This is a genomic window from Caldithrix sp. (assembly GCF_056497305.1).
Window position 1 is genome coordinate 1 of sequence record NZ_JBSMDE010000097.1, and the last position, 24578, is coordinate 24578.

A 24578-nucleotide genomic window follows, 5' to 3' on the forward strand; every position below is an offset into this window, starting at 1 on the left:
CCGATCGGGAAAATCACAAACGCAGCCCGCGTTCCTGAATAAAGCATGGCCTGAAACATTAGAACAAGCGCAACGCCTAAAAGCGTTTTCTTTTGAATTGACAATCGTTTATTGCCCAGAATTAAAGCAGCCAACAACACCTGCGTGTATCCCATATTAAAGCCGAAGGTGACCGGATCGGCCATGAAAGAGAACTTTCGTAACCTTCCCCATTGAAAGAGCAACCAGAATCGCTTGGGATCGGCATGCACCCATCGATCTTCAAAGCCCGCTAAACCGATCAGGTCTTGCTTAATTCCATAAAGCGCAGCTAATAACGACAAAAGAATCCACATTTTTACTAAGCGCTTTACCTGTTGTTTTGTTTTTAAAACATATGAGACAATAAAGTAGAATAACATGTAACCTGCCATGGAACGCATGGTGTAAATAAAACACAGCTTACAACCAGCCGCAGGATTAAAAAAAGTGGCAAAAACGTAAACAATATAAACGATTACCATCCGCGAAATAGCGCCTTTGGCAAAATCCCAGTTCTTTTCCGTGAGATTATTGTAAAACACGCTAAAAGCCAGGGTCATTATCATCACATCGGTAAAAAGCCCCACAGGTACATTAGGCATAAATCGTTTTATCCCCAGCAGAAAATAGGAAACGGTTAAAATAAAATACACGCCAAAGGTCGGATAAAATAGGGAGGCCATAAGTAAAGGGGTGCCGATAACCGCACCCAGCAAGAGGACACCAATAGTAAAACCCATCTTGCCTAAAACAAAGGCATAAAAAAGCCCACCACCAAGCGACAACAGCACGCCGACCCTGTTACCTAACCGTTCATCAAAAATGCGCTGTTTAATCTTTTCTTTGAAAAGCGTAACTATTCCGGATCTTTTAGAAAGATACATGTTTCTTTACAACCCAATCATCACTTTTTGCCACAAATATATTCCAAAAAGAATGATTACAGCATAAGCCACCTTGCGAAAGAAATAATCCGCCGTACTCTCAAACGGTTGTTGACACTGAGGACAGGTATCGGGGAACAATTCATCTACCCGAGCTTTACAATGCCGGCAATATTTTATTTTATTGAAATCATCCACATCGTCATCGGTCAGAATGAAATCACCAAAGTCTTTATATTTGATCATGGTTTTGTCTCCGGTTTTACCCACTTGCCTTTATCAAAATCCCAGACACGCACCACTCTGGCTGGGTTACCTACCGCTACCGAATAAGGTGGAATATCATTCAAAACCACGGCATTGGCCCCAATGCGCGCATAGCGACCAATGACCAATGGCTCGCCGCTCTTTTTTCCCATTATTACAGCTCCAGTGCCCACGAATACATCTTCTTCCAGAATAACCGGCGCCGGTTTAACAGGCTGGTAGTGATGCGGTTTATCCGGATCCATACCGTGGTGCATGCCTAAAATGCGCACATACTGGCTTAACCCAACATGCTTGTGCAACTCCACAGGCCCCAGAATGATACACCCAATACCTGTGTGCACTTCATCGTGGACAATGACATCCCCCATACCATTGTTGATCACCACTCCTTTTTCGATGCGTGAATTTTTCCCTAATTTAAATTTGTGAAAGGGCACCAGATCCAGGCGCGATCCCCAGTTGATGGTTCGTCTGAAATATCTGGGGAAAATAGTAATTAACCAGATGTACCAGCGTACACGCGCTGAAAACGGTTTGGGACGAAAAATTAGCTTTAAAATCAGTTTTTTTAGTGCTGGATTGTTTTTTATTTTCTGTTTTAATCCCATTTACATCCTCCCTTCTTTTAAAGCATTAGCCAAAATTTGAGCAAAGGCCTGTCCCCGATTTTCCCAGGTGTTTTGCCGGGCAATGGCTAAACGTTTATCGAGCATCTCTTCTGATTTTTCATTCAGGGCTTTTAAAATCCCCAATTCAAAAGATCGCGCATCTTCCGCCAGGTAAATGGCGTCTTTTACCGGCTCAAGCGCATCCGGATTAAAGTTCAAGGCTACCACCGGCTTTCCTGCACCCAGATATTCAAACAATTTTAAAGGATAGATTGTCCGACTAACTGCATCAATTTTAAAAGGAATTAAAGCCACGTCGAATGCTTTTAAATAGGCCGGTACAAGGCGATATGGAACGGCTCCGGTAAACAGCACATTTGTAAAATTATAAATTTCAGGCGGTACATAATGAGGGTCTGCCGGTCCAGCCAGCACAAAAGACCATTCCGGATGTCGACGGATGACCTGCAAAAGTAACTCAAAATCAATCCGCCGTTCAATAGCGCCCAGATAGCCGATGATTGGTTTTTTAATATTCTTTAAATCGGTCGGTATTTCAAGATTGGCATCTAAAGCACGAGAACTGTGTTCGAAGTCGGCTGCATTAGGGACAAGATAACAATTGGCATTGAATTTCTTCTTCTCTTCCTGTAAAGCACGAGATGTGGTAATTATGAGGTCCACTTTTTTCATTAAGAGCGGTTCCAGATACACACCGTGGCGTTTACTGTAAGGTTTAATGAGCTGATCCACACAATGGTAAACACTTAATACCGGTTTTAAATATCGATCAAGATGCGGAAAGTAGAAATTAAATGAATTAATGTACAGATATTGATTCCAACCGAGTTGCCGTAGCGCTTTTTGGATGCGTTTTCCGATCAGCCAATGATTGATCCAGGAAAGGAGATTGTAAACAGCGCCTTTTGGTAAAAAATTAATGGGTAAAATCGGGGGGGTAATAAGTATTTTTAAATTCGCTTCGCCCTGCCAGTTAAAAAAATTTTTTCTGAATGAAAACTGATATTTACAACGTTTTTTAAGTTGATCAAAATTCGATTTCTTCAATAAATCGCTTATGGTAAACGGATTGTCCACAAAAAGCACACGGTTAGTTTTGGCCAGTTCTCGCGCGATGTAAAAACTGGCCGAAGCATATTTGGCATCAAAACGGGGTAAAGCAAAAAATACAATGTTTTGATCTTTTAACTCGGTGATTTCACGCATCGCGTTCACCCATTTTTTTGTTTTTTTCAATGTCATCGATCGAAACCGATTTTTTATGCTCGGTATGAATAAAGGTACCCTCTACTTTTTTAGAAGAGCCTCTAATAGTCGAGCGGACAATACTCAAAATGAACAGCGGCGCCGAAAATAAGGCTCTGAATACTTTGAACGGCGCCCCGTCCATAAGCAATAACAGGACGATACTCAGCACATATCCCATTCCTAAAAAAAACCAGTTTTGGTATGGAATAAACGAAAGTTGCGGAAAAAGCAGACTGAACACGAAGAAGAAGCCCAGACCTAAAACGTGTAACGCCCTAGGGACTTTAAATAACGTGATGGCATAATCAATCGGATCTAGACGGAACTGCCGCAGGCCCATCAAAAACAATTTAAAGAAGTAGTTGCGCCAGAGATAAAATTGCCCTCCAATCCAGCGTGTTCGTTGGGCGGTAATTGCCTGATAACTTTCGGTCTTTTCTTCATAAAGAATGGCCGCTGGTTCGTAAAAAATAAATGTTTTTAATTTAATCAATTCAATTAAAAACGTTTTATCGTGTACAGGCGAATTAAAATCGACCTGCGAAATGGCTTTTTTGTACAATTGAATGTCAAAGGCCATACCCGAGCCGCTGATTTCCGCAGATAGGCCCAAAGCTGCTTTCGAAGCGCGTAACATCTGATCGTTCAAAGCCTCCGAAGCATAATCCAGACAGGCTGCGTTGGTATCCAGATTAAATGGACGACGTCTGCCCTGTACCGCCACATATCCTTCGTTAAAACGTTGATTGATAATGGATAAAAAATTGGGTTTTAGCAAATTGTCTTTGTCCACTAAAACGACAGCGTCAAAATTTTCCCCCTGTTGCTCACCAAATTCAATAATCCGATCAACAAAATAATTCAAGGCGTGCAGATAAGGATTTCCTCTCACATTATCAAAATTTTTCTCAAAAACGATAACGCCTTTGTCCTTTACTTTTTGCACTAAATCTGCCGGGCAATGCTGAGCGAGCATAAATACTTGAAAACGTTCTCTGGGATATTCTAGTTTTAAGCAGGCATCAACCACATTCAAAAATTGTTCACCAGCGCGGTAAGCCGGCAGCATAATGGCAAATCGCTTGTAATTCGTGACCTGCCCTTTAAATGGACGGTACCTGAATTTAAAAACCAGAGCCCCAACTACCTGCGCAAAAAGGTAAAAGGTGTAAAATACAAAATATAATTCAACTATCCCAATTAATTCATATATTACGTTTAACATGGCATATTTCCTGCCTTTTGTTTTTTAATTTTTATGGCCTCGGAATGTCATCCATTTTTCACGCATAAGTTTCCAGCCATCTCGATAAGTTACCCAAATATACACAAATGGATGATGCGCTTTGGTTTTTAAAAAATGGCGTAAAACCAGTTGTTGAATTAGCGTTCCGATAAAAATAGCAAGAATGGTGGCAAAAATCGCTCCGATGATACCGTAGTGCACAATAAAATACCAGTTCAGAAAAAAGTTAATGACCAGACTGATCAAAATGGAATACATGTTCCAGTTGGGATAGCCCATAGCCGACAGGATGGTGCCCCCCTGCCTACCCCAGGGTTTAATGACCGAAGCAATGGCAAACAGGCGTAAAATTGGTACGGCATCCAGATATTCTTTACCGGCAATAATCAATATAATTGGTTTGGCTAAAACGGCTAAAAGGATGGCCAGAGGAATGATGATCGCCATTAACGACCCTACACTTTTTTCGTACAGATAGCGCAAATGATCCAGGCCCCGTTCTTTTAATCGCAAAGATGCCTGGGGCAATACCACCGAAGACATGGCATTCATGGGCACCTCCACATAATTACCGATGCGCGTGGGTACATTATACAAAGCTACAGCCGATGGATTCAAAAAATAGCCCAGCATCATTAAATCCATGCGATTAAACAGCATGGACGAAATATTGGTGCCTACCACATATTTACCGAAATGGAACAATTTAGAAACCCATTCCCAATCAATTCGCAAACAAAAACGTAAATAGTTTCGGCTTAACAGAAACGCTAAAATTAAAGCCAATAATGCAGCCGTGGCCTGTAAAAGCGGTAAATAAAAAATACTAATTCTTTTCTGAATAAGATAAAGCGCAACCACCAGCAAAAAATAAGAAGCATTGTAGGTAAGATTACTAAAAAACCGCATCTTAAAATCCATATTGGCCTGCGCCATGAATTGCATGAACTGCATGGGCATATAGGTTACGATGTAAATTCCGTAAAGGTAAAGCAACGATTTTAAAGCTGGAGCACTCCACATTTTGCTCAATAAATCTGATAGAGCAACTATGATTACATAACCGAGCACCCCAGTGGTAATAAAGATGAACAGCGAAGCCGTGGCAATGCGTTTGTATTCATCGCCCTGTTGTCCTGTTAAAAATTTTACCAGGGCATTGTTCGTAATCCCATTGCGAACCATCTCTACGAAAGTCACTACCGTCAAATACAGAACCCAGATTCCAAACTGTTCTTTAGGTAAAACACGCACCAGTACAAGAAAAGTAAAAAAAGCAAACACAAGAGTAACGCTATTGCTAAGAAAGGCCAATGCGCCAGATTTGTACCAGTATTCTTTCATCCTTTATGCTCCTTGAGGTTAGGCTTTCACTGACTTTGTACTGCTGCTGATTGAAATTAGTTGATGGTACAATTGCGATGTTTGATCGGCAATGGTTCGCCAGTCAAATCTTTGAACCATGTGTTCTCTACCACGTTCACCAAATTGTTGGCGCAGGGATGGGGCCTTCATCAAGGTTCGAATCGCTTCAGTTAGAGCCCGCACATCGCCTTTTTTTACCAACAGACCGTCAACTTTGTGTTCTACTACCTCATCCACACCAGGTATTTTGAAAGCTACTACCGGCGTACCGCAGGCCATGGCTTCCATAAACACAATACCCTGGCTTTCTTCCAGGCTTGGTAAAACAAACAAACTCGCGGCCTGATATTCTTCAATAATTTCTTTTGGCTGTTTTTGTCCTACAAATTCCACAACGCCAGATAAACCATGGCGATCGACGCGTTTTTTTAGATCCATTTCCTGTTGTCCTTTACCGATAATTCTAACGATCAGTTCAGGAAAATCCTCATGCAAGGCATGAACTGCATCAATTAAAAAATGGATGCCTTTACGAGGATCAAGTCGGGCAACAGCGAGAATGACATTCGGTTTACGTATGGCTTCGTTGGGAACAAATTTTTGGCAATCGATTCCGTTGTAAATCACCTGATAATTTTTTTGCCTGCCAAAATGGTCAATTAATGTGCGTTTCATATAATGGCTCACGGCAATGATGGCATCCGCATTTTTGATGATGCGCCTTTCGATGCGATTGGCAAACCACTCTTCAATGTTCATTTCCAGTCGTTTTTTCCAGGACACGCCACCTTCTAAAATGCCACGATTTTCCACTTTGATTAAACCATGCATGGTGGCAACCACCGGAATCGTTTTTTTAAGTACGTCAACCAGGTATCCGCTGCGCCCCTGAATATGCAAAATATCAAACCGTTCACCGGAAGCCATTAATTTTTTTATTTTGCGCAAAGCAAAATAATTGTAAGTAAATTCGCCAACAGGCAAAATATGAATGCCCAGTTTTAGTGGTATGTAACCGACCTCCACAATGCGCATGTTGTTGTAAGTGTAAATACGCTTCCTTTTAAATAAATTGACAGCCGTGACAATAGTAACCTGATGCCCTTGTTGGATCAACTTTTGGCTCAGTTCAGACACGTGCGTTTGAATACCGCCCGTGTAAGTGGGATTGAACGATTTGATAAAAAAAACAATATGCATTTTGTCGCCCCCTACTTGGCAATGACAAAAATGATCTGTCCAGGAATTAGAGTATGAACCGAAGTAATTTTCCCCTGCCAAGCGTAAATAATTTTACGTTCTAAAAAAGATTTTTGTAATTCGGGCACTTTGGAAAATAGATCGTAGATGGAATGCTCACTTTTAACGACCAACTTTACAAAGATGAATCCGCTTTTCTTGGCAAAATTACGGGCTTCTTCTTCTGCTTTTCGAGCTTCTTCTAACAGCAAGGCTTTTGAATCTGCCGATTCTTCACGCACAGCAGCATCATAAAGTAAAGCTGCCTTTTCCGCAAGTTTAGATAATCGATACCAATTTTCTATTTCAGGATGCGTTTTTAAAACCGGCTCATTTTCCATTGGTTCGTCTAAAGTTTTTTTATGGAGTGAAATTTGGCCGAGTCGTTGTAATGCCTGCGAACGAAATTTCCCAGATTGAACGTTTTGAATATACCGTTTAAAGTAGTAAGAGGCTTTTTTTAATTGCCCCTTTTGAAAATAGCTTTCTCCCAAATAATAGAATAATTCAGGTTTTTCTTTTAAAGTTTCAATTGTATGGGATTGTAGATTATCAATGATTTTTTGATATTTTTGTTCTTTAAACCAACTTTCGATGAGTTGGAAATCGTCCTTTGGTTCTGTGTCAAAGTATGTTACGGTAATTTCGACTCGCCGATTTTTCTGGCGATTTTCTTCTGAATTATTTTCCACCAAAGGTTTGGTTTCTCCAAATCCTTGTACAAAAATTTGAGATGGCAAAATATTTGCATTTTTTACCAAATAATTTTTTACACTATTCGCCCTGGCTAAAGAGAGTTTCATATTATATTCACTACTGGCTCTATCATCCGTATGCCCCTCAACAATAACCTGGGCATCTGGATGCAGTTTTAATAATTGGACCACCTCGTTTAAGCGTTCTTTTTCAGATGGCCGAATGGTTGCCCTATCCGTATCGAACAAAACATCGCCAAGAGTAAAATGACGTGTAAATTTTCGTGTCGATTTTTTAGATTTCTTTTCATTAACCTTGGCCTTTTTTATTTTTAGTAAATCTACTACTGAAAGTTTTCCACTTGCAGATAATGTGTTTGAAGCACATCCCCATATTTGCATGCGGTACTGATAGATTTTTGCTTCTACAGAATTCCCCATTTGATCTTTACCATCCCATTTAATAATTTGAGGCGGGGTTTCTTTTCCCTTCCATTCTCGGATTATTTTATTTGTGCCATCCGTGATATCTAATTCCCAATATTTGATGGTTTTACAATTTTTAGGATTAATATTTAATTGGGCATCTTGTAAAATTTTACCTTCGCGCCGTAAAACGACGTCCGGATTGGTCACAATGTTCAATATCGCAGGTTTAGTTTTTTTTCTTTGAAAGGCATAAACCAAAGAAATGCGATGACTTTGTCCTAATACGCCCATAGGATTATAGGCGTAATCGAATGAAAAGTCTCTATAATCCAATCCTACACCAAGGCTTAAACCGGCGCTGCCACCTAAATCATCTTTTAAATATCCAAAACGATAGCCACCTCTGAGTGTAAGAACTGAAAAAGGGCTTACTTCCAGGCCCAATTTAGGTTGTAAGACATTATCAAGTGGCTGGTGCAAATCCAGGGCCAGCGTAAACCAACGTTGTCTGAAAGCGATTCCATAATTAAAGATGACAGGCAATTTAAATCGTTCATCTTTTAATTGCATTCCTGAGCCAAGGTTACGAATGGCTAGCCCAAAGCTCAGATTTTCGAAACCAGACCAAAGGCCAAAATCAACAGCAAAAGCAGAACCCTGATAATCCGCTATTTTTTCCTTAATACCTTTCAAATTGGCGCCTACCTGCAAACCGCGACGGATCACAAAGACATTTGTGATCGTGAAATAATAATTAAAAGCGTCAAAGGTGCCTTGCTTTTCAAATTGATTGGGACCGGTTTTGATTGTTTGATCGAAAGAACCGGCATTTAAATAATTCAAACTAACCCCAACAGCATATTTGGATGTTGCCGGCATAAAAAAGCCAACGTAATCCTGAAAAACCCCCTGGACATAAACGTGGTGCATCAAGCCGATATGCGTATTTTCCATTTCAATAGCAGCCGGATTCCAATAGGCCGACATAATGTTTCCTGGTAAACTGGTCACAGCCTCCCCCATGCCCATGGATCGGGCATCAGTTCCTAACTTCAAAAAATTAGCCCCAGTTGTACCGGTTAATTCCGTTTGCGCCAGCACGGTTCCTACCATTAGATAACATAATAGAACTAAATTTTTAGCCCAAATGCTGCTCACATTAATTCCTTTGCATTAACGAACAATCGCCAACTTACCACGTTTTTTAAATTTTTGTTTATCATGTATCGCTTCAAACTGGTAAAAATACACGCCCGATGCCAGACGTTTACCGGCCCTGTTTACACCATCCCATTTAACAGGGCCGTTTTCCAGAGTCGCTGAATAGTCCCAAACCTTTTCACCAGCCAGTGTAAAAATCCGAATATGTACTTCGGCCGGTTTGGTCAATTCAAAAATAAAATAGGTTTCCTCCTCGAATGGTTGCGGTGCAATACCGAAATTAGAAACGCGAAAAGCCACGGCTGAATCTTGTAAAACAATCTCTTGCCATTCCGAGACAGATTGTTTTCGATCACCAGGGAATTCATTATCATAATCATTATCATAGGCAAATAGACGATAGTAAAAACGGCCGGCATTTAAGGGAATAGTTATGGGATCTATCGTAGTAAACACCGAATCTGTTTCCTCTACTTTTTGCAATTGAACTTCGTGAAGGATATTGGATTGTTCATCGGTCTTCCAGGTCAAATAAACGCCCTGTCCGTCGCTACCGGTATTGTCGTCAAACACACCGGAAGGATCTTTAATAACACAGGAAATGTAAACCTTTTGGCCACGGTAAGCCTGAGCTGGCGAAAAATCAGAAAAGAGTGGGCCATCAATATCATCGTCGTAAACCTGAATAAGTTGACCTTTACTTCTCCCCTGAGCCCGATCTTTGACATTTTGATTGTCAAAATCATCATCGCGGGCATAAACCACGTACAACAAATTTTTATTGGTAAGGCGAAGCGGTTGAACGGTACGGAAGGTATCTCCGGCAACACGTTCCATCTGCATTTCCATGGCATCCAAATCCAATTCGCCGTCCGTATCCATTAACAAATAAACACCGTACCCATTCTTACCCGTGTTGTCATCGTAAACACCGCTGGAGTCATCCTTAATGACGCATTGAATGTAAAACTCTTGATTATCGAAAACCATTTGTGGCCCAAAATCGGAAAAAATCGGCGGGATGGTATCATCATCTATTACTTTGACCGTTCGGCCAAGGCTAATGCCCAGCGCTCTGTCTTGCGCTCCGCCGTCATGATCATCGTCATAAGCAAATACCTGATACAAAATTTCAACACCTGCCGGTTGAGAAGGCAGGTACTTTACGGTTTGGAAACGATCGCCTTCTATCCGATCCAGATGGATTTCATTGGAAGTTACAGCTAATTCGCCATCCGTATCCCATAGCAGATAAACACCCTGACCGTCAGATCCGCTCTGGTCATCGAACACGCCGGAAGGATCGCGAATTTCGCCTGAAATTTTGAACGGTTGATCATCGTACACAACGGATGGTTGCCATGTTCCTTCCACAAATTCCGGGCCTTCCACATCCTGGTCGCCAGACTGGTAAATCACTACTGTACGAATTTGACTGGTAGCTTCAGAACGATCGGCAGCAATGTTGTTGTCAAAATCATTGTCATAGGCAAAAATTCTGAAAAGCAGATGCGTACCGTTCGGTTGACCGGGAATGGGTTCGTTCACAATGAACGTATCTCCGGATAGATGATGCATGGTGATTTCATTGGCCGTCTGGCCTAAATCGCCATCCACATCGTAAAGCAGGTAGATTCCCTGGCCATCCGAACCGCTCTCGTCATCGTAAATGCCCGATGAATCGGTAATCACGGCTTTAATGTAAAACGGTTGATTTTCGACAATGTTGGGCGGCGTAATTAACTCAAACACCGGTCCTACGCTATCATCATCCAGGATCGTAACGTTTTGAATCGGAGTAATATTTAAGGCGCGATCGGCAGGGTTTGCATTGTCAAAATCGTTATCATGGGCAAAAATACGAAAAACAAAATTGGAACCCCAGAACTGCGAAGGGATCGGTTCATCCGTTTGATAAACATTATCGCCGATATACGACATGGTCAACTCGTTAGCAGAAGTTTGTATTTCACCATCGGTATCCCATAATAAATAAACACCCTGCCCTTTGGAACCCGTATCATCATCATAAACACCAGACGGATCGGTAATCGTAGCTCTAATGAAAAAGGATGTTGTATCATAAACCACTTTAGGTGCTGTTTTAATGTTCGTAATCTGGGGACCGGTTATATCATCATCAGCAGGTCCATTCCCAGAAGATACTATTATATTATAAACGCTAGATATGCTCAATGCGCGGTCTTGAGATAATTGATTGTCATAATCATTATCATAAACATAGAATCTAATCGTAATAACAGTACCATCGCTTTGACCAGGGATGGGGTCTATGGAGCGCAGGCGACCTTCTGATAATTTTGCCAATGCTAATTCCTGGTAGGTTGAATCAACCTCACCATCGGTATCCCAACGACAAAAGGCTCCTTGCCCGTCTGAAGTCGTCTGATCGTCATAAATCCCACTTACATCATTAACGCCACACTCTACAAAGATTGGTTCACCTGGATTCGCCGTGTCTGGTAATACATAAAGATACTGAGGGCCGCTGACATCGTCATCTAAAATATTAATATTCATAAGAGCACTTATACCTTGAGTGCGACCTGTCGGATCGTCATTATAGGCATAGACCTGATAAACGAAATGAATATTCCATGGTTGTGAATGAATAGGCGTTACAGTACGAAATGTATCTCCGGCTAACCGCTCCATCTGAACTTCAACAGAAGAATTTTTTAATTCCCCGTCTGCATCCCATAATAGGTAAACCCCTTGTCCATCTGAACCTGTTTCGTCATCGTACACACCTTGAGGGTCTGAAATAATGCCTTGAATGTAAAAATGCGTGGTATCTATCACGCTAGCCGGTGAAAAGTCCGAAAATAAAGGTCCCGATTTTTGAGATAGGCCTGAGGTGTTCCAATATACCTTTAATGTACCGCCCTGTTCGCCAATGACTAAATCTTCTTTCCCATCTCCGTTCATGTCATAAACTTTAGGGATAGGATAATAATCTAAATCAAAATCCATATATTGAAAAAAGTCCTCCATATAAGCCCAAACCGGATTATTTTTATCGCCGGTATTCTCGAAATAGAACAGTTTTCCGCCGGTTACACTACCCTCGGCAACAATTAAATCCAGGTCGCCATCACCATCCATATCCATTAAAGCAGGAGCGGACCTTGTTCCCACATCAATATTTGCAAAAATCGTTGTATCGAGTGTACTATTATCAAATATAGGATTGTTTTTATCTCCATTATTGGGGTAATATGTCAATTCGCCATTATCCTCACCTATTATCAGGTCATAATCCCCATCATCATCCAGATCGGCAAGATAAGGTACGCTAAAGTTTCCCACATCAATGCCCAAGAATAACATAGGATTCAGTGTCCATTGTGGACTATTTTTACTACCCGTATTTTCAAAATACAATAGACGACCATCCCAACCACCGATGACCAAATCTTTGTCCCCATCATTATCCAAATCCACAAAAAAAGGAGTCGTATATCGATCGAGATAAAGGTCAAAATTAGGAAAGGCCGATTCGTCTCTTTCCCAATTCGGGGCATTTAGGGTTCCATTATTAATATATGTTATTAAAGGTATTTTTTTGTTATCATTTCGATTACCAACAACCACATCCGGCAAACCGTCATCGTTTAAATCCACAGGGGCGGGAACACTGTTCAATCCAACATCAATTCCTGCGGTGCGATCTGGGATTTCAGTGAACTGAGGTTGTGAAATTGTACCAGTATTTTTATAAAAAGATATTGCATTTAACCAATTTCCGATTAACAGATCAATAAGTCCATCACCGTCAATATCAACCAGGGTAGGCGCCGAATTCTGCCCCACATCAATTTGTGCAAACATTTCTTCTACTGGAATAAATGAAGGATTGTTTGGGCTTCCTGTATTTTCAAAATAGTACAGTTTACCATCGCCTGCCCCCACAACTAAATCGAAATCACCGTCACCATCCAAATCACCTAAAGTAGGAGAACTATTTGTACCCACATCAATAAATGTGGGTGTTAAAAAAAAGGAAACTTCTTCTTGCCAAGATGGTACTGACGCGGTCCCTGTATTTTGATAATAATGCAAACTACCGTCTACATCCCCCATGACTAAATCATAATCGCCATCGGCATCCAAATCGGCAAAGGCAGGAACGGCTAATTCGCCTTCGGATATCTGGAATACACTGGCATCTTCCTGCCAGGCTGGTTTAAAGCGCGTACCAACATTACGGAAAAAATAAAGATCATTGAGAGTTGAACTACCACGTACACCAACGACCAAATCCAGATCCTGATCGTTATCTAAATCCACCAATGCCGGCGCGCTATAAGGAGGCCCTGTAATGGGGGGAATATTTATGTCCGAAAGAACTTCGAGGTTCTGCTGCCATACAGGATTCGTAATTGAACCTACATTTCGATAGAAAATTAGGCGTCCATGGTATTCACCAATAATCATGTCTAAATCCTGATCGCCATCAAGGTCTCCAAACGCCAGACGGTGATTGGTGACTGACTCAAGCCCGGAGGGATTAAAATACAAGATATCTTTAGTAAATTTTTTATTTTGTCCTAAAAGTAACAATGGTAAAACAAAAAGTAAACTCAAAGTCGTCTTCATTTTGAATCTCTTCGTTCTAATTGTTCTATGATTAATCTTCGAAAGTATCCAAAACGTCGTTCGAGGATACGCTTAATGATAAGATGCAAAACACTGCGTTCTTTAGGAACTTCACCAAAAAAAGGTTCTAATGCTTCTGTGTCACAATAATTCATAACCAACATCAATTTCGATTTGCCAATGGACTTTAGATGTTCTAAGCTACGTTTGTTCGCTTCCGGAAAGGGTTCGCCTGCCCGAATGATAAACAAAAAGAGATCAATTTGATCCATGACATCACTGAAATCGGCATAATAATTCATGGCCGGAGTATCCAGTAAGATAAAATCAAAACGTTCTTTGAGTTCTTCGACGATTTGTTTTGCCCTTGGGGCGCCAGTAATTTCCAGAAAGGTATGTGTTGATTCGTAACCTGCCATCAAAAATAAATTTTTATGTTCAGTATTCTCTATCGCTTCAGATAAGCTAATCTCGCCTTTTAGGTAAGGGACCAACTTCTTTTCACTCTCTAAAACATAATACTTGTCCAGGCTGGGATTACGTAGATTACCATCTATTACCATCGTTTTATAATGGGCTTCGGCCAAAATGATGCCCAGTATGGCCGTTAAATAACTTTTTCCATCCCCAATTTGCGGGCTGGTAATCGCAATAAGTTTTGGTTTATCAGGATGATTTAAAATTTTGCTTCTTAAAAAGCGTAACGATTCTTTAGTCATAGCTTGACGGATATCTTCCGGAGCAATCCTGAGCTGGATTGTCTCCCGCTCGGGATTATATACCCTTGGCAAACCAGCCGTTATCGACATCAAGGTTATGCGTTCAGCTTGTTTGACAGTACGAATGCTCACATCCAGATATTCGATAACAAAAGTTGCTACTACACCAAAAATGAAACTCCCTAAGCCAGCCAATATAATTAAAATCATTCGCTTAGAAGGTTGAGGCTTTGTCGGTGGAATGGCTGCTTCCGTAACTTGCACACTGGAAGAAGAGAGCGCATTACGCTCAAAAGTTCTTGCTAAATTCAATTTTTTGAGCATTTCGATGTATTCCTGCTCAGCCACTTTAATTTCACGTTGCAATTGTGAAACAGTAGCCTCGACGGGCGCGTATTGTTTTGCTTCCTGATTAAATCGTTCAACCTCGCGCTTGATGACATTGCGCGTAGCATGCGCCACTTCCAGGTTTATGCGTGCCTGAATTAATTGTTCTACCAGATTTTGTTTAATAGCTTCTGGTGAAATGTATTGTTCCAACCATATTTTATGGATCAACTGATTGATTTCAGAGCGTTTTTTTTCGATGCGTTGTTTTAATTCAAAAAGTTGATCCTGATTTAATTCATATTTGCGCCGAATGTACTCTACTTCGAGCTGCTTCAATTCTTCCGAAAGTTTAATGACATCCTTGTTGAGCAGAACCATGTTGCTAATTTGCAAAGCCTCGCTCTGATTGGAAAGCTGGTTTTCAATTTGCCAGATAATCGCTTTGTTCGATTCAATAGTCCTTTCGTTATCGTTGAGCAAGGTTTCAAAATGTTCCAGCTTGGAAACCACACTTTTTATTTGTTCACTTAGCAAAATAACATTATGTTGTGTTTTAAATTCTCGTAGAGTTTTTTCTAACGTCTGTAAGCGTTGATAAGCGCGCTTTGTTTGCTCTTCAAAAAATTTGCGTGAACGGATGGCTTCGCCTGCCATCATATAACGATATTTCCGAATGAAAACCTCGGCCATTTTATTTAGTGTATAAGCCACTAATTCCGGATTTTCGGCCTCAAAGCTGAATCTAATGTAATCGCTACCCTCCAATTTAATAATTTTCATACCCCGTGCCAGACCGCCCTGATCATATCCACGTTCCCGTAATAGCCCCAAAATCAAGTAATAATCATCCAATTTCAATGAATCCAGAACGAGCCTGGTATCCTGTTCAATAATTCGCCGCAAAATCTCCCTGGCTTTTGCTTCATCTTCCTTCGTAAACTTCCTTTCCTCGGCAGGTGGTATCCTGAAAGGCTCTGGAGAGGTCAAATCATGATATAGTAAATGAATACCTGTTAATTCATAAACCGTCTTAGATTTAGCTAACTCTAACATATTATTAGTTTGTGTCATCAACACAAAACGTTGCACATTGTCAGTCAACGAAACACCGCTGGTAGTAATGCCGGTATTAATCATCAAATAAGTCGAATAAATTCGAGGCATGTTCATGGTCAAAATAATTACAATGGGTACAGAAACCATTGGTAAAATCAATAAGATTATCAGCCGGCGTTTTAAAACACGAATAAAATTGATAAAATCCATAATCTACTTTCCAGCGAGCTCCTTCAACGCTCCTTTAGCCTGATGAACTGCAACCTGTGAATCTAATAATTTATTATATGCTTTTGAACGATTTTCCATCTGACTGGCCAGTTCAGAATAGGATATTTCGCCATTAGCAAATTTTTTTTTAGCAATATTGTAAGCCTCATCTACCATACGATAGACTTCTAAAGCATCTTCATACGCTTTAAGCGCTTTTTTAAATTGGATCAATTGCACATATAATTCATTTTCCAGCGTAATTTTTATTTTTTGATATTCCAGACGCGCTTGTTCCAATTCTAACTTAGCCACCTTTGCCCGACTGGGAGTGGTAATAATGGATTCCAGATCCAATGAAAGATTCAAGCCGTATTTCGGCACCAGTCCAGCTGTCGCCTGGGTTTCGGGTGAGGAATTAGATTGATTGAATTGGATACCAATACGGAAATTACGTAAAAACGACATTTTCTCCTGAAAATACTTCTCTTCAGCCACACCGATCTTGGTTTTTTGAATGAGTAATTCTGGATTAACACGCTCAAAGGCTTTACGGAGCGAATCTAAACCAATGGTATCCAGCTCTGCGACATTCTGTGTAATACCTGTTGTAACTAACGTCAAAATACACAATAGTAACTTAATAGTGCCACCCATTTTATCTATTCTCCTTTTTGTTCCATTTTATATTCGTCATATAGCCTTAAAAATTTTAGAATTAAAAAATAGCGCTAATTTTAAAATGCATCCCTCAAATGATCTAACGCTTTAGCGTTCGAAAATTTTTGTGCTGAGTGAGGAAGTAAAACCGTTGAATTGTTGATTTGTTGAATGGTGAATGAGCATCGGGCCGCCCATTGGTCGTGAATGGAGCCCGTGTAAGAAATCCCCAATACATGTTAAAATTTCCCACACAAGTCTTCCACCTCTCCCAGATTTTTATTCTGGGAGAGGGGGTGAGGGCTAATTCGTGAAATGACTTCTGCTGTTGGAAGGGAAGAATTAAGAGTGTAAGAGTTAAAGGGTTCCGGGGCACCGTCCTGTCATTTTTTAAAGAAATTTTTTGGTTGAGGCTCTGCTGCCATAGAATTTTTAAATTTTTGCTTAAATACCTCTTCATAGTAATATTTTTTTAATTCAGAATGCTAAAAAAGTAAATTATAAGATAAATTTTTAAAATTTTTTCTTATCTATTTAAATAATAAACAATAAGATCAATAAACTTTAAATTTATTGTGATTAATTTGCTTTAATTTTTTTAAAGTATTAAATTGCCGTCTTAAATTCGTAAACTGGGTCAATGGAAATTGTAAAGGGAAAGGTATGACTGGTTTTTACATCGCATTAGTCTTTTTTGTAACCGGCCTCATCATGGTGGGGGTAACCATTCTGATTTCTCGTTTAATTCAACCACGACGTTATTATCCGCAAAAATATCTAACCTATGAATGTGGCGAAATTCCGCAAGGCGAAGCGTGGATCCGTTTTAATAACCGCTTTTACATCATTGCCTTAATCTTCATCATTTTTGATGTTGAAATTATCTTTTTATATCCCTGGGCCGTTGTTTTTGACAGCCTGAAAATGGTTGCTTTTATCGAAATGTTCATATTTATCGTCATTTTATTGGTTGGCTTCGCTTATGTGTGGGCCAAAGGCGATATTCAGTGGATTAAGCCCCGCCCCAAACTTGAACATCTCCCTAAAGCGAAAGGAAAATAAAGATGAGTGAATTAAGTGCTCTTCGAGACAATATATTGTTTACCACCCTGGACGATCTGCTTTCTTGGGCCCGCTCCGGGTCGCCATGGGCCATCACTTTTGGATTGGCCTGTTGCGCCATCGAAATGATGGCCACCGGCGCCTCGCGCTTCGATCTGGATCGTCACGGTATGTTTTTCCGTCCCAGCCCCAGGCAATCGGACGTGATGATTGTTTCGGGCACGGTAACCATTAAGATGGCTCCCCTGCTGCGCCGCTTGTACGAACAAATGCCCGAGCCCAAATACGTTATTTCTATGGGCAGTTGCGCCAATAGCGGCGGCCCTTACTGGCAATACGGTTACCATGTGCTTAAAGGCGTGGATCAGATCGTTCCGGTCGACGTGTATGTTCCGGGCTGTCCTCCCCGTCCGGAAGCTTTAATCCATGGCATCATGGAACTAAAAGAAAAAATCAAAAAAGAACGCATCCTGTCTAAAATAGGGTAATACGTATGGAAGCAAAACAGATTTTTGAAAAACTGAAAGAACAATTTGCCGATGCCGTTCTGGAACTCAATGACGAGGTTATGCAACCTTACATCAAAGTAGCTCCAGACAAGACCAATCAAATTGCACAGTACCTTCGCGATGCAGAAGATTTGCAATTCGACTATTTAATGTGTCTTTCCGGTCTGGACCTGGGAGAAAATTTAGGCGTGGTTTATCATCTCTATTCCATGAAATTGAACCACAAAATCGTTCTAAAAACCGAGGTCAGTACGGAAAAACCGGATGTGCATTCCGTTGCCGATATCTGGCGGACGGCGGATTGGCATGAACGGGAAGCCTACGACCTTTTAGGCATCCATTTTGTGAACCACCCTGATCTACGCAGAATTTTGCTGCCCGAAGACTGGGAAGGTCATCCTTTACGTAAAGATTACAAGCCGCCAAAAAGCTGGCATGGGATTCCTGTTACAATAGACAATGAGGAAGAGCAAAATGACACAGTGGAATAATAATTTTCCGGATTCAAGATTTGAATTAGAAGTTCCAGATCCGCTTAAGACGGATGAATTTGTTCTGAACATGGGCCCACAGCATCCCAGCACCCATGGCGTGTTGCGCGTTGTTTTAAAAACGGATGGCGAAATCGTCGAAAGCGCAACGCCCTACATCGGCTATTTACACCGCACCTTCGAAAAACACGCCGAAGAGATGACCTGGCCGCAGGTTATCCCTTATGTGGATCGCATGGATTATTTAGCGTCAATGAATAATGCTTTAGGCTATGCCCTGGCCGTTGAGAAATTGGCCGGCATCGAAGTAAATGAGCGGGCCCAATATTTGCGCGTTATTGTAGCCGAGCTCAATCGTATCGCCAGCCACCTGGTATTTTTTGGCACCTTTGGCCTGGATGTTGGCGCCTTTACGCCTTTTTTGTACGGTTTTCGTGAACGCGAAATGATTCTCGATTTGTTCGAAGAAATTTCCGGCGGGCGGCTGCTTTACAATTACATCTGGATTGGCGGCGTAGCCTGGGATGCGCCCGATGGCTGGCTGGAAAAAGTGATTAAATTCTGCGATTACTTTGAGCCCAAAATTAAAGAGTACAACGATCTTTTAACCTTTAATAAAATTTTCATTGATCGCACGGCCGGTGTGGGCGTTATTCCCCAGGATCTGGCCATTAACTATGGTTTGAGCGGCCCTACGTTGCGCGGTTCCGGCATTCCTTTTGATCTACGCAAAAATGATCCCTACGGCATTTACGACCGTTTTGATTTTAAGGTTTGCGTGGGAGATGGGACACGCGGCGTGGTTGGCGATTCGTGGAATCGCTATTGGGTACGCATTCAGGAAATGGTAGAATCGACCAAAATCGTACGCCAGGCTGTGGAGCAAATCCCCGAGGGGGACGCCAAAGAAACCGTGCCCAAAAATGTGCGTGTTCCGGCGGGTGAAATCTATTTCCGCAGCGAAACGCCACGTGGCGAGTTAGGGTATTACATTGTTTCAGATGGGGGTAAGAATCCGGTGCGTGTTAAAGTGCGGGCGCCGGCCTTCAGTAACTTAAGCGTTTTACCGGCGGTTGCGCCGGGCACCATGGTTGCCGATCTGGTAGCCATTCTGGGAAGTCTTGATATTGTTCTTGGAGAAATTGATCGCTAACGAATTAACGATGAGGAAGGTATGGAACCCTTATTGAAATTTGCTGTTGATCTTGTTCCTGCACTGCAGCAGCTTCCACAGTGGCTGGAAGTTACCGTGGTAGCACTGGTTGCGGCCCTGGTCTTTTTTGGCGTGGCCGCTGTATTTGCACTGTTTGCCGTCTGGCTGGAACGTAAAGTTTCGGCTCACATGCAGGACCGGTTGGGTCCCATGGAAGTGGGCGGCTGGCATGGCTGGGCCCAAACCATTGCCGATGCGCTAAAACTTTTGATGAAAGAAGACATCATTCCAGAAAAGGCCGATAAACTTCTGTTTAAGATTGCACCGATGATTGTCTTTGCCGTCAGTCTGGCCAGCTTTGCCGTTTTACCCTGGAGCAAACATTTTATTCCGGCCGATCTGAATGTTGGTTTGCTCTACATTTTATCCATCTCTTCCATTGCCGTGATTGCCATTTTGATGGCCGGCTGGTCTTCCAATAATAAATGGTCGCTCTATGGCGCCATGCGCTCCGTTGCGCAAATTATTTCTTACGAGTTACCCATTGGTCTGTCGCTTCTTCCGGTTGTGCTGATCAGCGGCTCTTTAAGCATGCAAACCATTGTAGAAAGCCAGAGCGGAAACCTCTTTTCCTGGAACGCTTTTCATTATTTTCCCTTTATGTTCATCGCTTTCATTATCTATTTTATCGCTTCCGTTGCCGAAGTAAACCGTACGCCCTTTGACTTACCGGAAGCCGAGTCTGAGCTGGTGGCGGGCTTCCATACGGAATATTCCGGAATGCGTTTCGCCTTTTTCTTTCTGGCCGAGTACGCCAATATGTTTATCGTTTCGGCGATTGCCACAACGGCCTTTTTAGGCGGCTGGCTGGCGCCTTTTTCATTTTTTAACTTTATTCCGGGGCCCTTCTGGTTCATGACCAAGGTTCTGTTTTTAGTTTTCGTACAGATGTGGTTGCGCTGGACTCTGCCCCGCGTTCGTGTGGATCAGTTGATGTACACCTCATGGAAAGTGCTTTTACCGTTTTCCTTTGTTCTGGTCATTGTCATCAGTTTTTGGAGAGTGCTAACTCTATAAGAGGATAAACCAATGAGAGAATATTTTAGAAATATATATGAAGCGGTTGTCACCATTCTAATCGGGATGGGCGTAACCCTGCGCCATCTCTTTGTCCCCTCTGTTACGGTACAATATCCCAGAGAAAAGGTTGAATTGCCGCCTCGTTCCCGCATGCAACTGTATGTAAACATCGATGATTGCATTGGTTGCCGGCAATGCGAACGCGCCTGCCCTGTGGATTGCATCGAAATTGACACCATTAAAGCCGACAAAACAGAGGACCTGGGCCTTACATCCAACGGCAAGAAAAAACCCTTTCATGTCACTAAATTCGATATCGACATGTCTAAATGCTGTTTCTGCAACCTGTGTACCTTTCCATGCCCGACCGATTGTATTTACATGACGCCGGACTACGAATACGCCAAGGAAGATCGTTCCGATTTGAATTTTCATTTTTCAAATTATACGCCTGAACAGGTTGCCGAACTGCAGAAACGGGAAGCAGAAAAGAAAGCGGCTCTGGCGGCTGCAAAAGCTAATGCCGGAAAAGGCCCTCAGGCCAATTAAGTTAACGATCATTTTCTTAACCTAAATAGAAACAGAAAACTGGAGACGCGTTAATGGAAATGCAGGAAGTCTTATTTTACGCCATTGTAGCCTTCACCCTTTTTTCAGCAGCTATTGTGGCTTTTGCCAATAAAATCATCTATTCGGCATTTGCCCTGCTATTTACCTTTATGGGATTTGCAGGTTTGTACGTGTTTTTGGGCGCTGACTTTTTAGCCGTCACGCAAATTATCATTTATGTAGGGGGTATTTTAGTTCTGATCCTCTTTGGTGTTTTAATGACGCAAAAGATTTATGATCTTAAAGCCCTGACTGCCCACAATTCCCTGTACTTGAGCCTGGGGGGCGGATTTTTTGTGGCTGTAATTATCGCCATCATCTTGACCAAAGAGTCGTGGATTAGAACTATGGACAAAACGTTAAAGCCCACAACAGCCGTCATAGGCAAAGCTATTTTAACCGATTACCTACTACCCTTTGAAATTGCCTCCATGCTTTTATTAGGGGCTTTAATCGGTGCAGTCTATTTAGCTCGTGCGGAGGGAAAGAAAAAATGAACACGCTATTACCCTATTTAATTACAGCAGGCATTGTTTTTACGCTTGGTATTTTTACCATCATCTACAAAAAAAATGCAGTTGGGATTTTAATGGGCGTTGAACTGGTGCTCAATTCGGTCAACCTGAACTTTATTGCCTTTGCGCGCTTTGTCGATCATCAGTTAAACGGCCAGCTCATCTCAATTTTCATCATCATTTTAGCAGCAGCCGAAGCAGCTATTGCTCTGGCGATCATTCTAAACATCTATCGTACCAAAGTAACGGTTGATGTAACGCAAATGAATGAAATGAAAAACTAAAAGCGATTGCAGGAGAAACTATGATTACGCTTGCGCTTTACATCTGGCTATTGCCGCTGGTGGCTTTTGTGATTCAAATTTTTCTGGGTAAACGATTGCCCCGTAAGGGCGACTTTGTCTCAATTACAGCCATTGGTATTTCTTACCTCTTGTCTATTCTGCTCTTCATCCAGATGCTGACCAATTATCAGCCGGATTTTTACCAGAATGCCTCGATTCCCTGGTTGCAGGTGGGCAGTTTCCGTATTGACATGGGCATCTATCTGGATAATCTGGCTATTGTGATGTTACTGGTTGTAACTACGGTCAGTTTCTGGGTGCACATCTATTCCATTGGTTACATGCATGGTGATCCGCGCTACAATCGCTTTTATGCTTATCTCTCTCTCTTTAGTTTTTCCATGCTGGGGCTGGTAGTGCTGGACAACCTGTTTGGAATTTTTATCATGTGGGAATTGGTAGGTATTTGTTCCTATCTGCTCATCGGTTACTATTTTGAAAAGGATTCGGCTGCCAATGCCGGAAAAAAAGCATTTATTACCAACCGTGTCGGTGATTTTGGATTTTTACTCGGCTTGTTAATTGTCTTCACCACCATAGGTTCCTTTAATCTGCTGGATATTCAACAGGGTGTTGCTCAGGGAAATTTGAGCGGGGGGTTACTCACAGCTGCAGGCGCACTACTCTTTTGTGGGGCTATTGGGAAATCGGCGCAGTTTCCTTTGCACGTGTGGTTGCCTGACGCCATGGAAGGCCCAACCCCTGTTAGCGCTTTAATCCATGCTGCCACCATGGTAGCAGCCGGTGTTTACCTGATGGCGCGTATTACCTTTATGCTCTCGTTCGATGCTATGCTGGTAGTGGCCTATATCGGAGGATTTACTTCTTTGCTGGCTGCAACTATTGCCATCACGCAATTTGACATCAAACGCGTTCTGGCCTACTCCACCATCAGCCAGTTGGGGTACATGATTATGGCTATGGGCGTGGGGGCGTACACCGCCGGATTCTTTCATTTAACCACGCACGCCATGTTCAAAGCTGGTCTGTTCCTGGGCAGCGGCTCGGTCATTCATGCCATGCATCACGCCATGGAAAAAGTGGGCGTGCACAAAGACCCCAACGATATCCGCCTGATGGGCGGTTTAAAAGCCAAAATGCCGGTAACCTACTACACCTTTTTGATTTTTACACTGGCCATTTCCGGCATTCCCTTCTTTTCCGGGTTTTTGAGCAAAGACGCTATTTTAGGCGGTACTCTGGCCTTTGCCATGAGTCAGTCTAATCCGGTGCACTACTTGTTGCCTTTTTTTGGTTTTACAGCAGCGATTATTACCGCCTTTTACATGTTTCGTCTGGTAATCAAAACGTTTTTGGGCCAACCCCAAAGACCGGACCTGTACGAACATGTTCACGAAAGTCCAAAGGTTATGACCGTTCCACTGATGGTTCTGGCTACACTGAGCATCTTTATCTTTTTCACCTTGCCATCGCTCAATCCTTTTTCGGCAGAGCATGGCTGGTTTGCCCATCTCATTCAAAAGCCAGAATCTGCAGTAAGCATGCAACTGGGGCACCCTGTTCTAGAAATCAGTGAACATGTGGCTCACACCGCCCATGTAAACGGGATGATGATTTCTATCATTTTTGCCTTAACCGGTATTTTACTGGCCTTTGCGTTCTATTTCTGGAAAAAAGTGGATGTAGAAGCCTTAACGCAAAAGATCAAACCGTTGTACGATTTGTCCTTTCATAAATACTATTTTGACGAAATTTACAACGCCACCTTTGTGCGTGGCTTGTTATTGTGGAACAATTTTCTGGCCTGGTTCGATTTGACCATTATTGACGGCATTGTCAATGGAGCGGCCTTTATTACGCGTAATTTTTCGGCCTTTAGCGGATTGTTTGATCTGGGATTTATTGATGGCATTGTCAATGGGGTAGCCGATATTACACAGGGACTTGGTCAGAGATTTCGTAAGATTCAAACCGGACAGGTGCAGTACTACATTTTAGGCGCCCTGGCCGGTGCCGTACTGATTGTCATTGGTGTATTGATGTAAACAATTTGACAGGGAAAGACATACATA

At 42.0% G+C, this 24578-nt stretch carries 19 protein-coding genes and 1 pseudogene; 9 read left to right on the plus strand and 11 right to left on the minus strand.

Annotation, left to right across the window (positions count from 1 at the left end; translation table 11 throughout):
* From ACWB0I_RS08405 to ACWB0I_RS08455, 11 genes and pseudogenes are all read right to left on the minus strand, one after another.
* Positions 1 to 905, minus strand: a pseudogene (locus ACWB0I_RS08405) (hypothetical protein); the annotation flags it as partial.
* Positions 906 to 911: 6 nt separating this feature from the next.
* Positions 912 to 1151 (minus strand): hypothetical protein, encoded by a 240-nt coding sequence (locus ACWB0I_RS08410; protein WP_479387608.1) that lies wholly within the window; start codon positions 1149 to 1151, stop codon positions 912 to 914.
* Entirely contained in the window at positions 1148 to 1783 is a 636-nt protein-coding gene (locus ACWB0I_RS08415; RefSeq protein WP_479387609.1) for an acyltransferase, read from the minus strand. The genes ACWB0I_RS08410 and ACWB0I_RS08415 overlap by 4 nt, the downstream gene beginning before the upstream one ends.
* Positions 1784 to 3010: a glycosyltransferase gene (locus tag ACWB0I_RS08420; RefSeq protein ID WP_479387610.1), complete on the minus strand. Its 1227-nt coding sequence runs from the start codon at positions 3008 to 3010 to the stop codon at positions 1784 to 1786. It lies immediately after the preceding gene.
* Positions 3003 to 4277 (minus strand): glycosyltransferase family 2 protein, encoded by a 1275-nt coding sequence (locus ACWB0I_RS08425; RefSeq protein ID WP_479387611.1) that lies wholly within the window; start codon positions 4275 to 4277, stop codon positions 3003 to 3005. The genes ACWB0I_RS08420 and ACWB0I_RS08425 overlap by 8 nt, the downstream gene beginning before the upstream one ends.
* A gap of 24 nt (positions 4278 to 4301) precedes the next feature.
* Positions 4302 to 5642: a flippase gene (locus ACWB0I_RS08430; RefSeq protein WP_479387612.1), complete on the minus strand. Its 1341-nt coding sequence runs from the start codon at positions 5640 to 5642 to the stop codon at positions 4302 to 4304.
* Positions 5643 to 5660: 18 nt separating this feature from the next.
* The gene (locus ACWB0I_RS08435; protein WP_479387613.1) at positions 5661 to 6863 is read right to left on the minus strand and encodes a glycosyltransferase family 4 protein; all 1203 of its coding nucleotides are present in this window, start codon (positions 6861 to 6863) and stop codon (positions 5661 to 5663) included.
* An 11-nt stretch (positions 6864 to 6874) separates the two neighbouring features.
* The gene (locus ACWB0I_RS08440; protein WP_479387614.1) at positions 6875 to 9184 is read right to left on the minus strand and encodes a PorV/PorQ family protein; all 2310 of its coding nucleotides are present in this window, start codon (positions 9182 to 9184) and stop codon (positions 6875 to 6877) included.
* A 15-nt stretch (positions 9185 to 9199) separates the two neighbouring features.
* Positions 9200 to 13807 (minus strand): FG-GAP repeat domain-containing protein, encoded by a 4608-nt coding sequence (locus ACWB0I_RS08445; RefSeq protein ID WP_479387615.1) that lies wholly within the window; start codon positions 13805 to 13807, stop codon positions 9200 to 9202.
* A complete protein-coding gene (locus ACWB0I_RS08450; protein ID WP_479387616.1) occupies positions 13804 to 16122 on the minus strand; it encodes a GumC family protein in 2319 nt (772 codons plus the stop codon). The genes ACWB0I_RS08445 and ACWB0I_RS08450 overlap by 4 nt, the downstream gene beginning before the upstream one ends.
* A gap of 3 nt (positions 16123 to 16125) precedes the next feature.
* Complete coding sequence (locus tag ACWB0I_RS08455; protein ID WP_479387617.1) at positions 16126 to 16779, minus strand: TolC family protein; 654 nt, start codon at positions 16777 to 16779, stop codon at positions 16126 to 16128.
* A gap of 666 nt (positions 16780 to 17445) precedes the next feature.
* Here ACWB0I_RS08455 and ACWB0I_RS08460 point away from each other — a divergent pair.
* The 9 genes from ACWB0I_RS08460 to nuoL are packed head-to-tail and all read left to right on the plus strand — an operon-like array spanning position 17446 to position 24551.
* The gene (locus tag ACWB0I_RS08460) at positions 17446 to 17844 is read left to right on the plus strand and encodes an NADH-quinone oxidoreductase subunit A (RefSeq protein WP_479387618.1); all 399 of its coding nucleotides are present in this window, start codon (positions 17446 to 17448) and stop codon (positions 17842 to 17844) included.
* 2 nt (positions 17845 to 17846) lie between these two features.
* Positions 17847 to 18332 carry an NADH-quinone oxidoreductase subunit B gene (locus ACWB0I_RS08465; RefSeq protein ID WP_479387619.1) on the plus strand — a complete coding sequence of 162 codons (486 nt, stop codon included), beginning with the start codon at positions 17847 to 17849 and terminating at the stop codon, positions 18330 to 18332.
* Positions 18333 to 18337: 5 nt separating this feature from the next.
* Positions 18338 to 18844: an NADH-quinone oxidoreductase subunit C gene (locus ACWB0I_RS08470; protein WP_479387620.1), complete on the plus strand. Its 507-nt coding sequence runs from the start codon at positions 18338 to 18340 to the stop codon at positions 18842 to 18844.
* The gene (locus tag ACWB0I_RS08475) at positions 18828 to 19997 is read left to right on the plus strand and encodes an NADH-quinone oxidoreductase subunit D (protein ID WP_479387621.1); all 1170 of its coding nucleotides are present in this window, start codon (positions 18828 to 18830) and stop codon (positions 19995 to 19997) included. The genes ACWB0I_RS08470 and ACWB0I_RS08475 overlap by 17 nt, the downstream gene beginning before the upstream one ends.
* A gap of 21 nt (positions 19998 to 20018) precedes the next feature.
* Positions 20019 to 21074: an NADH-quinone oxidoreductase subunit NuoH gene (gene nuoH, locus ACWB0I_RS08480; RefSeq protein ID WP_479387622.1), complete on the plus strand. Its 1056-nt coding sequence runs from the start codon at positions 20019 to 20021 to the stop codon at positions 21072 to 21074.
* A gap of 12 nt (positions 21075 to 21086) precedes the next feature.
* Entirely contained in the window at positions 21087 to 21626 is a 540-nt protein-coding gene (locus ACWB0I_RS08485; protein WP_479387623.1) for a NuoI/complex I 23 kDa subunit family protein, read from the plus strand.
* Between the two features lie 53 nt (positions 21627 to 21679).
* Entirely contained in the window at positions 21680 to 22183 is a 504-nt protein-coding gene (locus ACWB0I_RS08490) for an NADH-quinone oxidoreductase subunit J family protein (RefSeq protein ID WP_479387624.1), read from the plus strand.
* Positions 22180 to 22485: an NADH-quinone oxidoreductase subunit NuoK gene (nuoK, locus tag ACWB0I_RS08495; protein WP_479387625.1), complete on the plus strand. Its 306-nt coding sequence runs from the start codon at positions 22180 to 22182 to the stop codon at positions 22483 to 22485. The genes ACWB0I_RS08490 and nuoK overlap by 4 nt, the downstream gene beginning before the upstream one ends.
* 20 nt (positions 22486 to 22505) lie before the next feature.
* Positions 22506 to 24551, plus strand: a complete 2046-nt coding sequence (gene nuoL / locus ACWB0I_RS08500; RefSeq protein ID WP_479387626.1) for an NADH-quinone oxidoreductase subunit L — start codon at positions 22506 to 22508, stop codon at positions 24549 to 24551.
* Positions 24552 to 24578 lie beyond the last annotated feature (27 nt).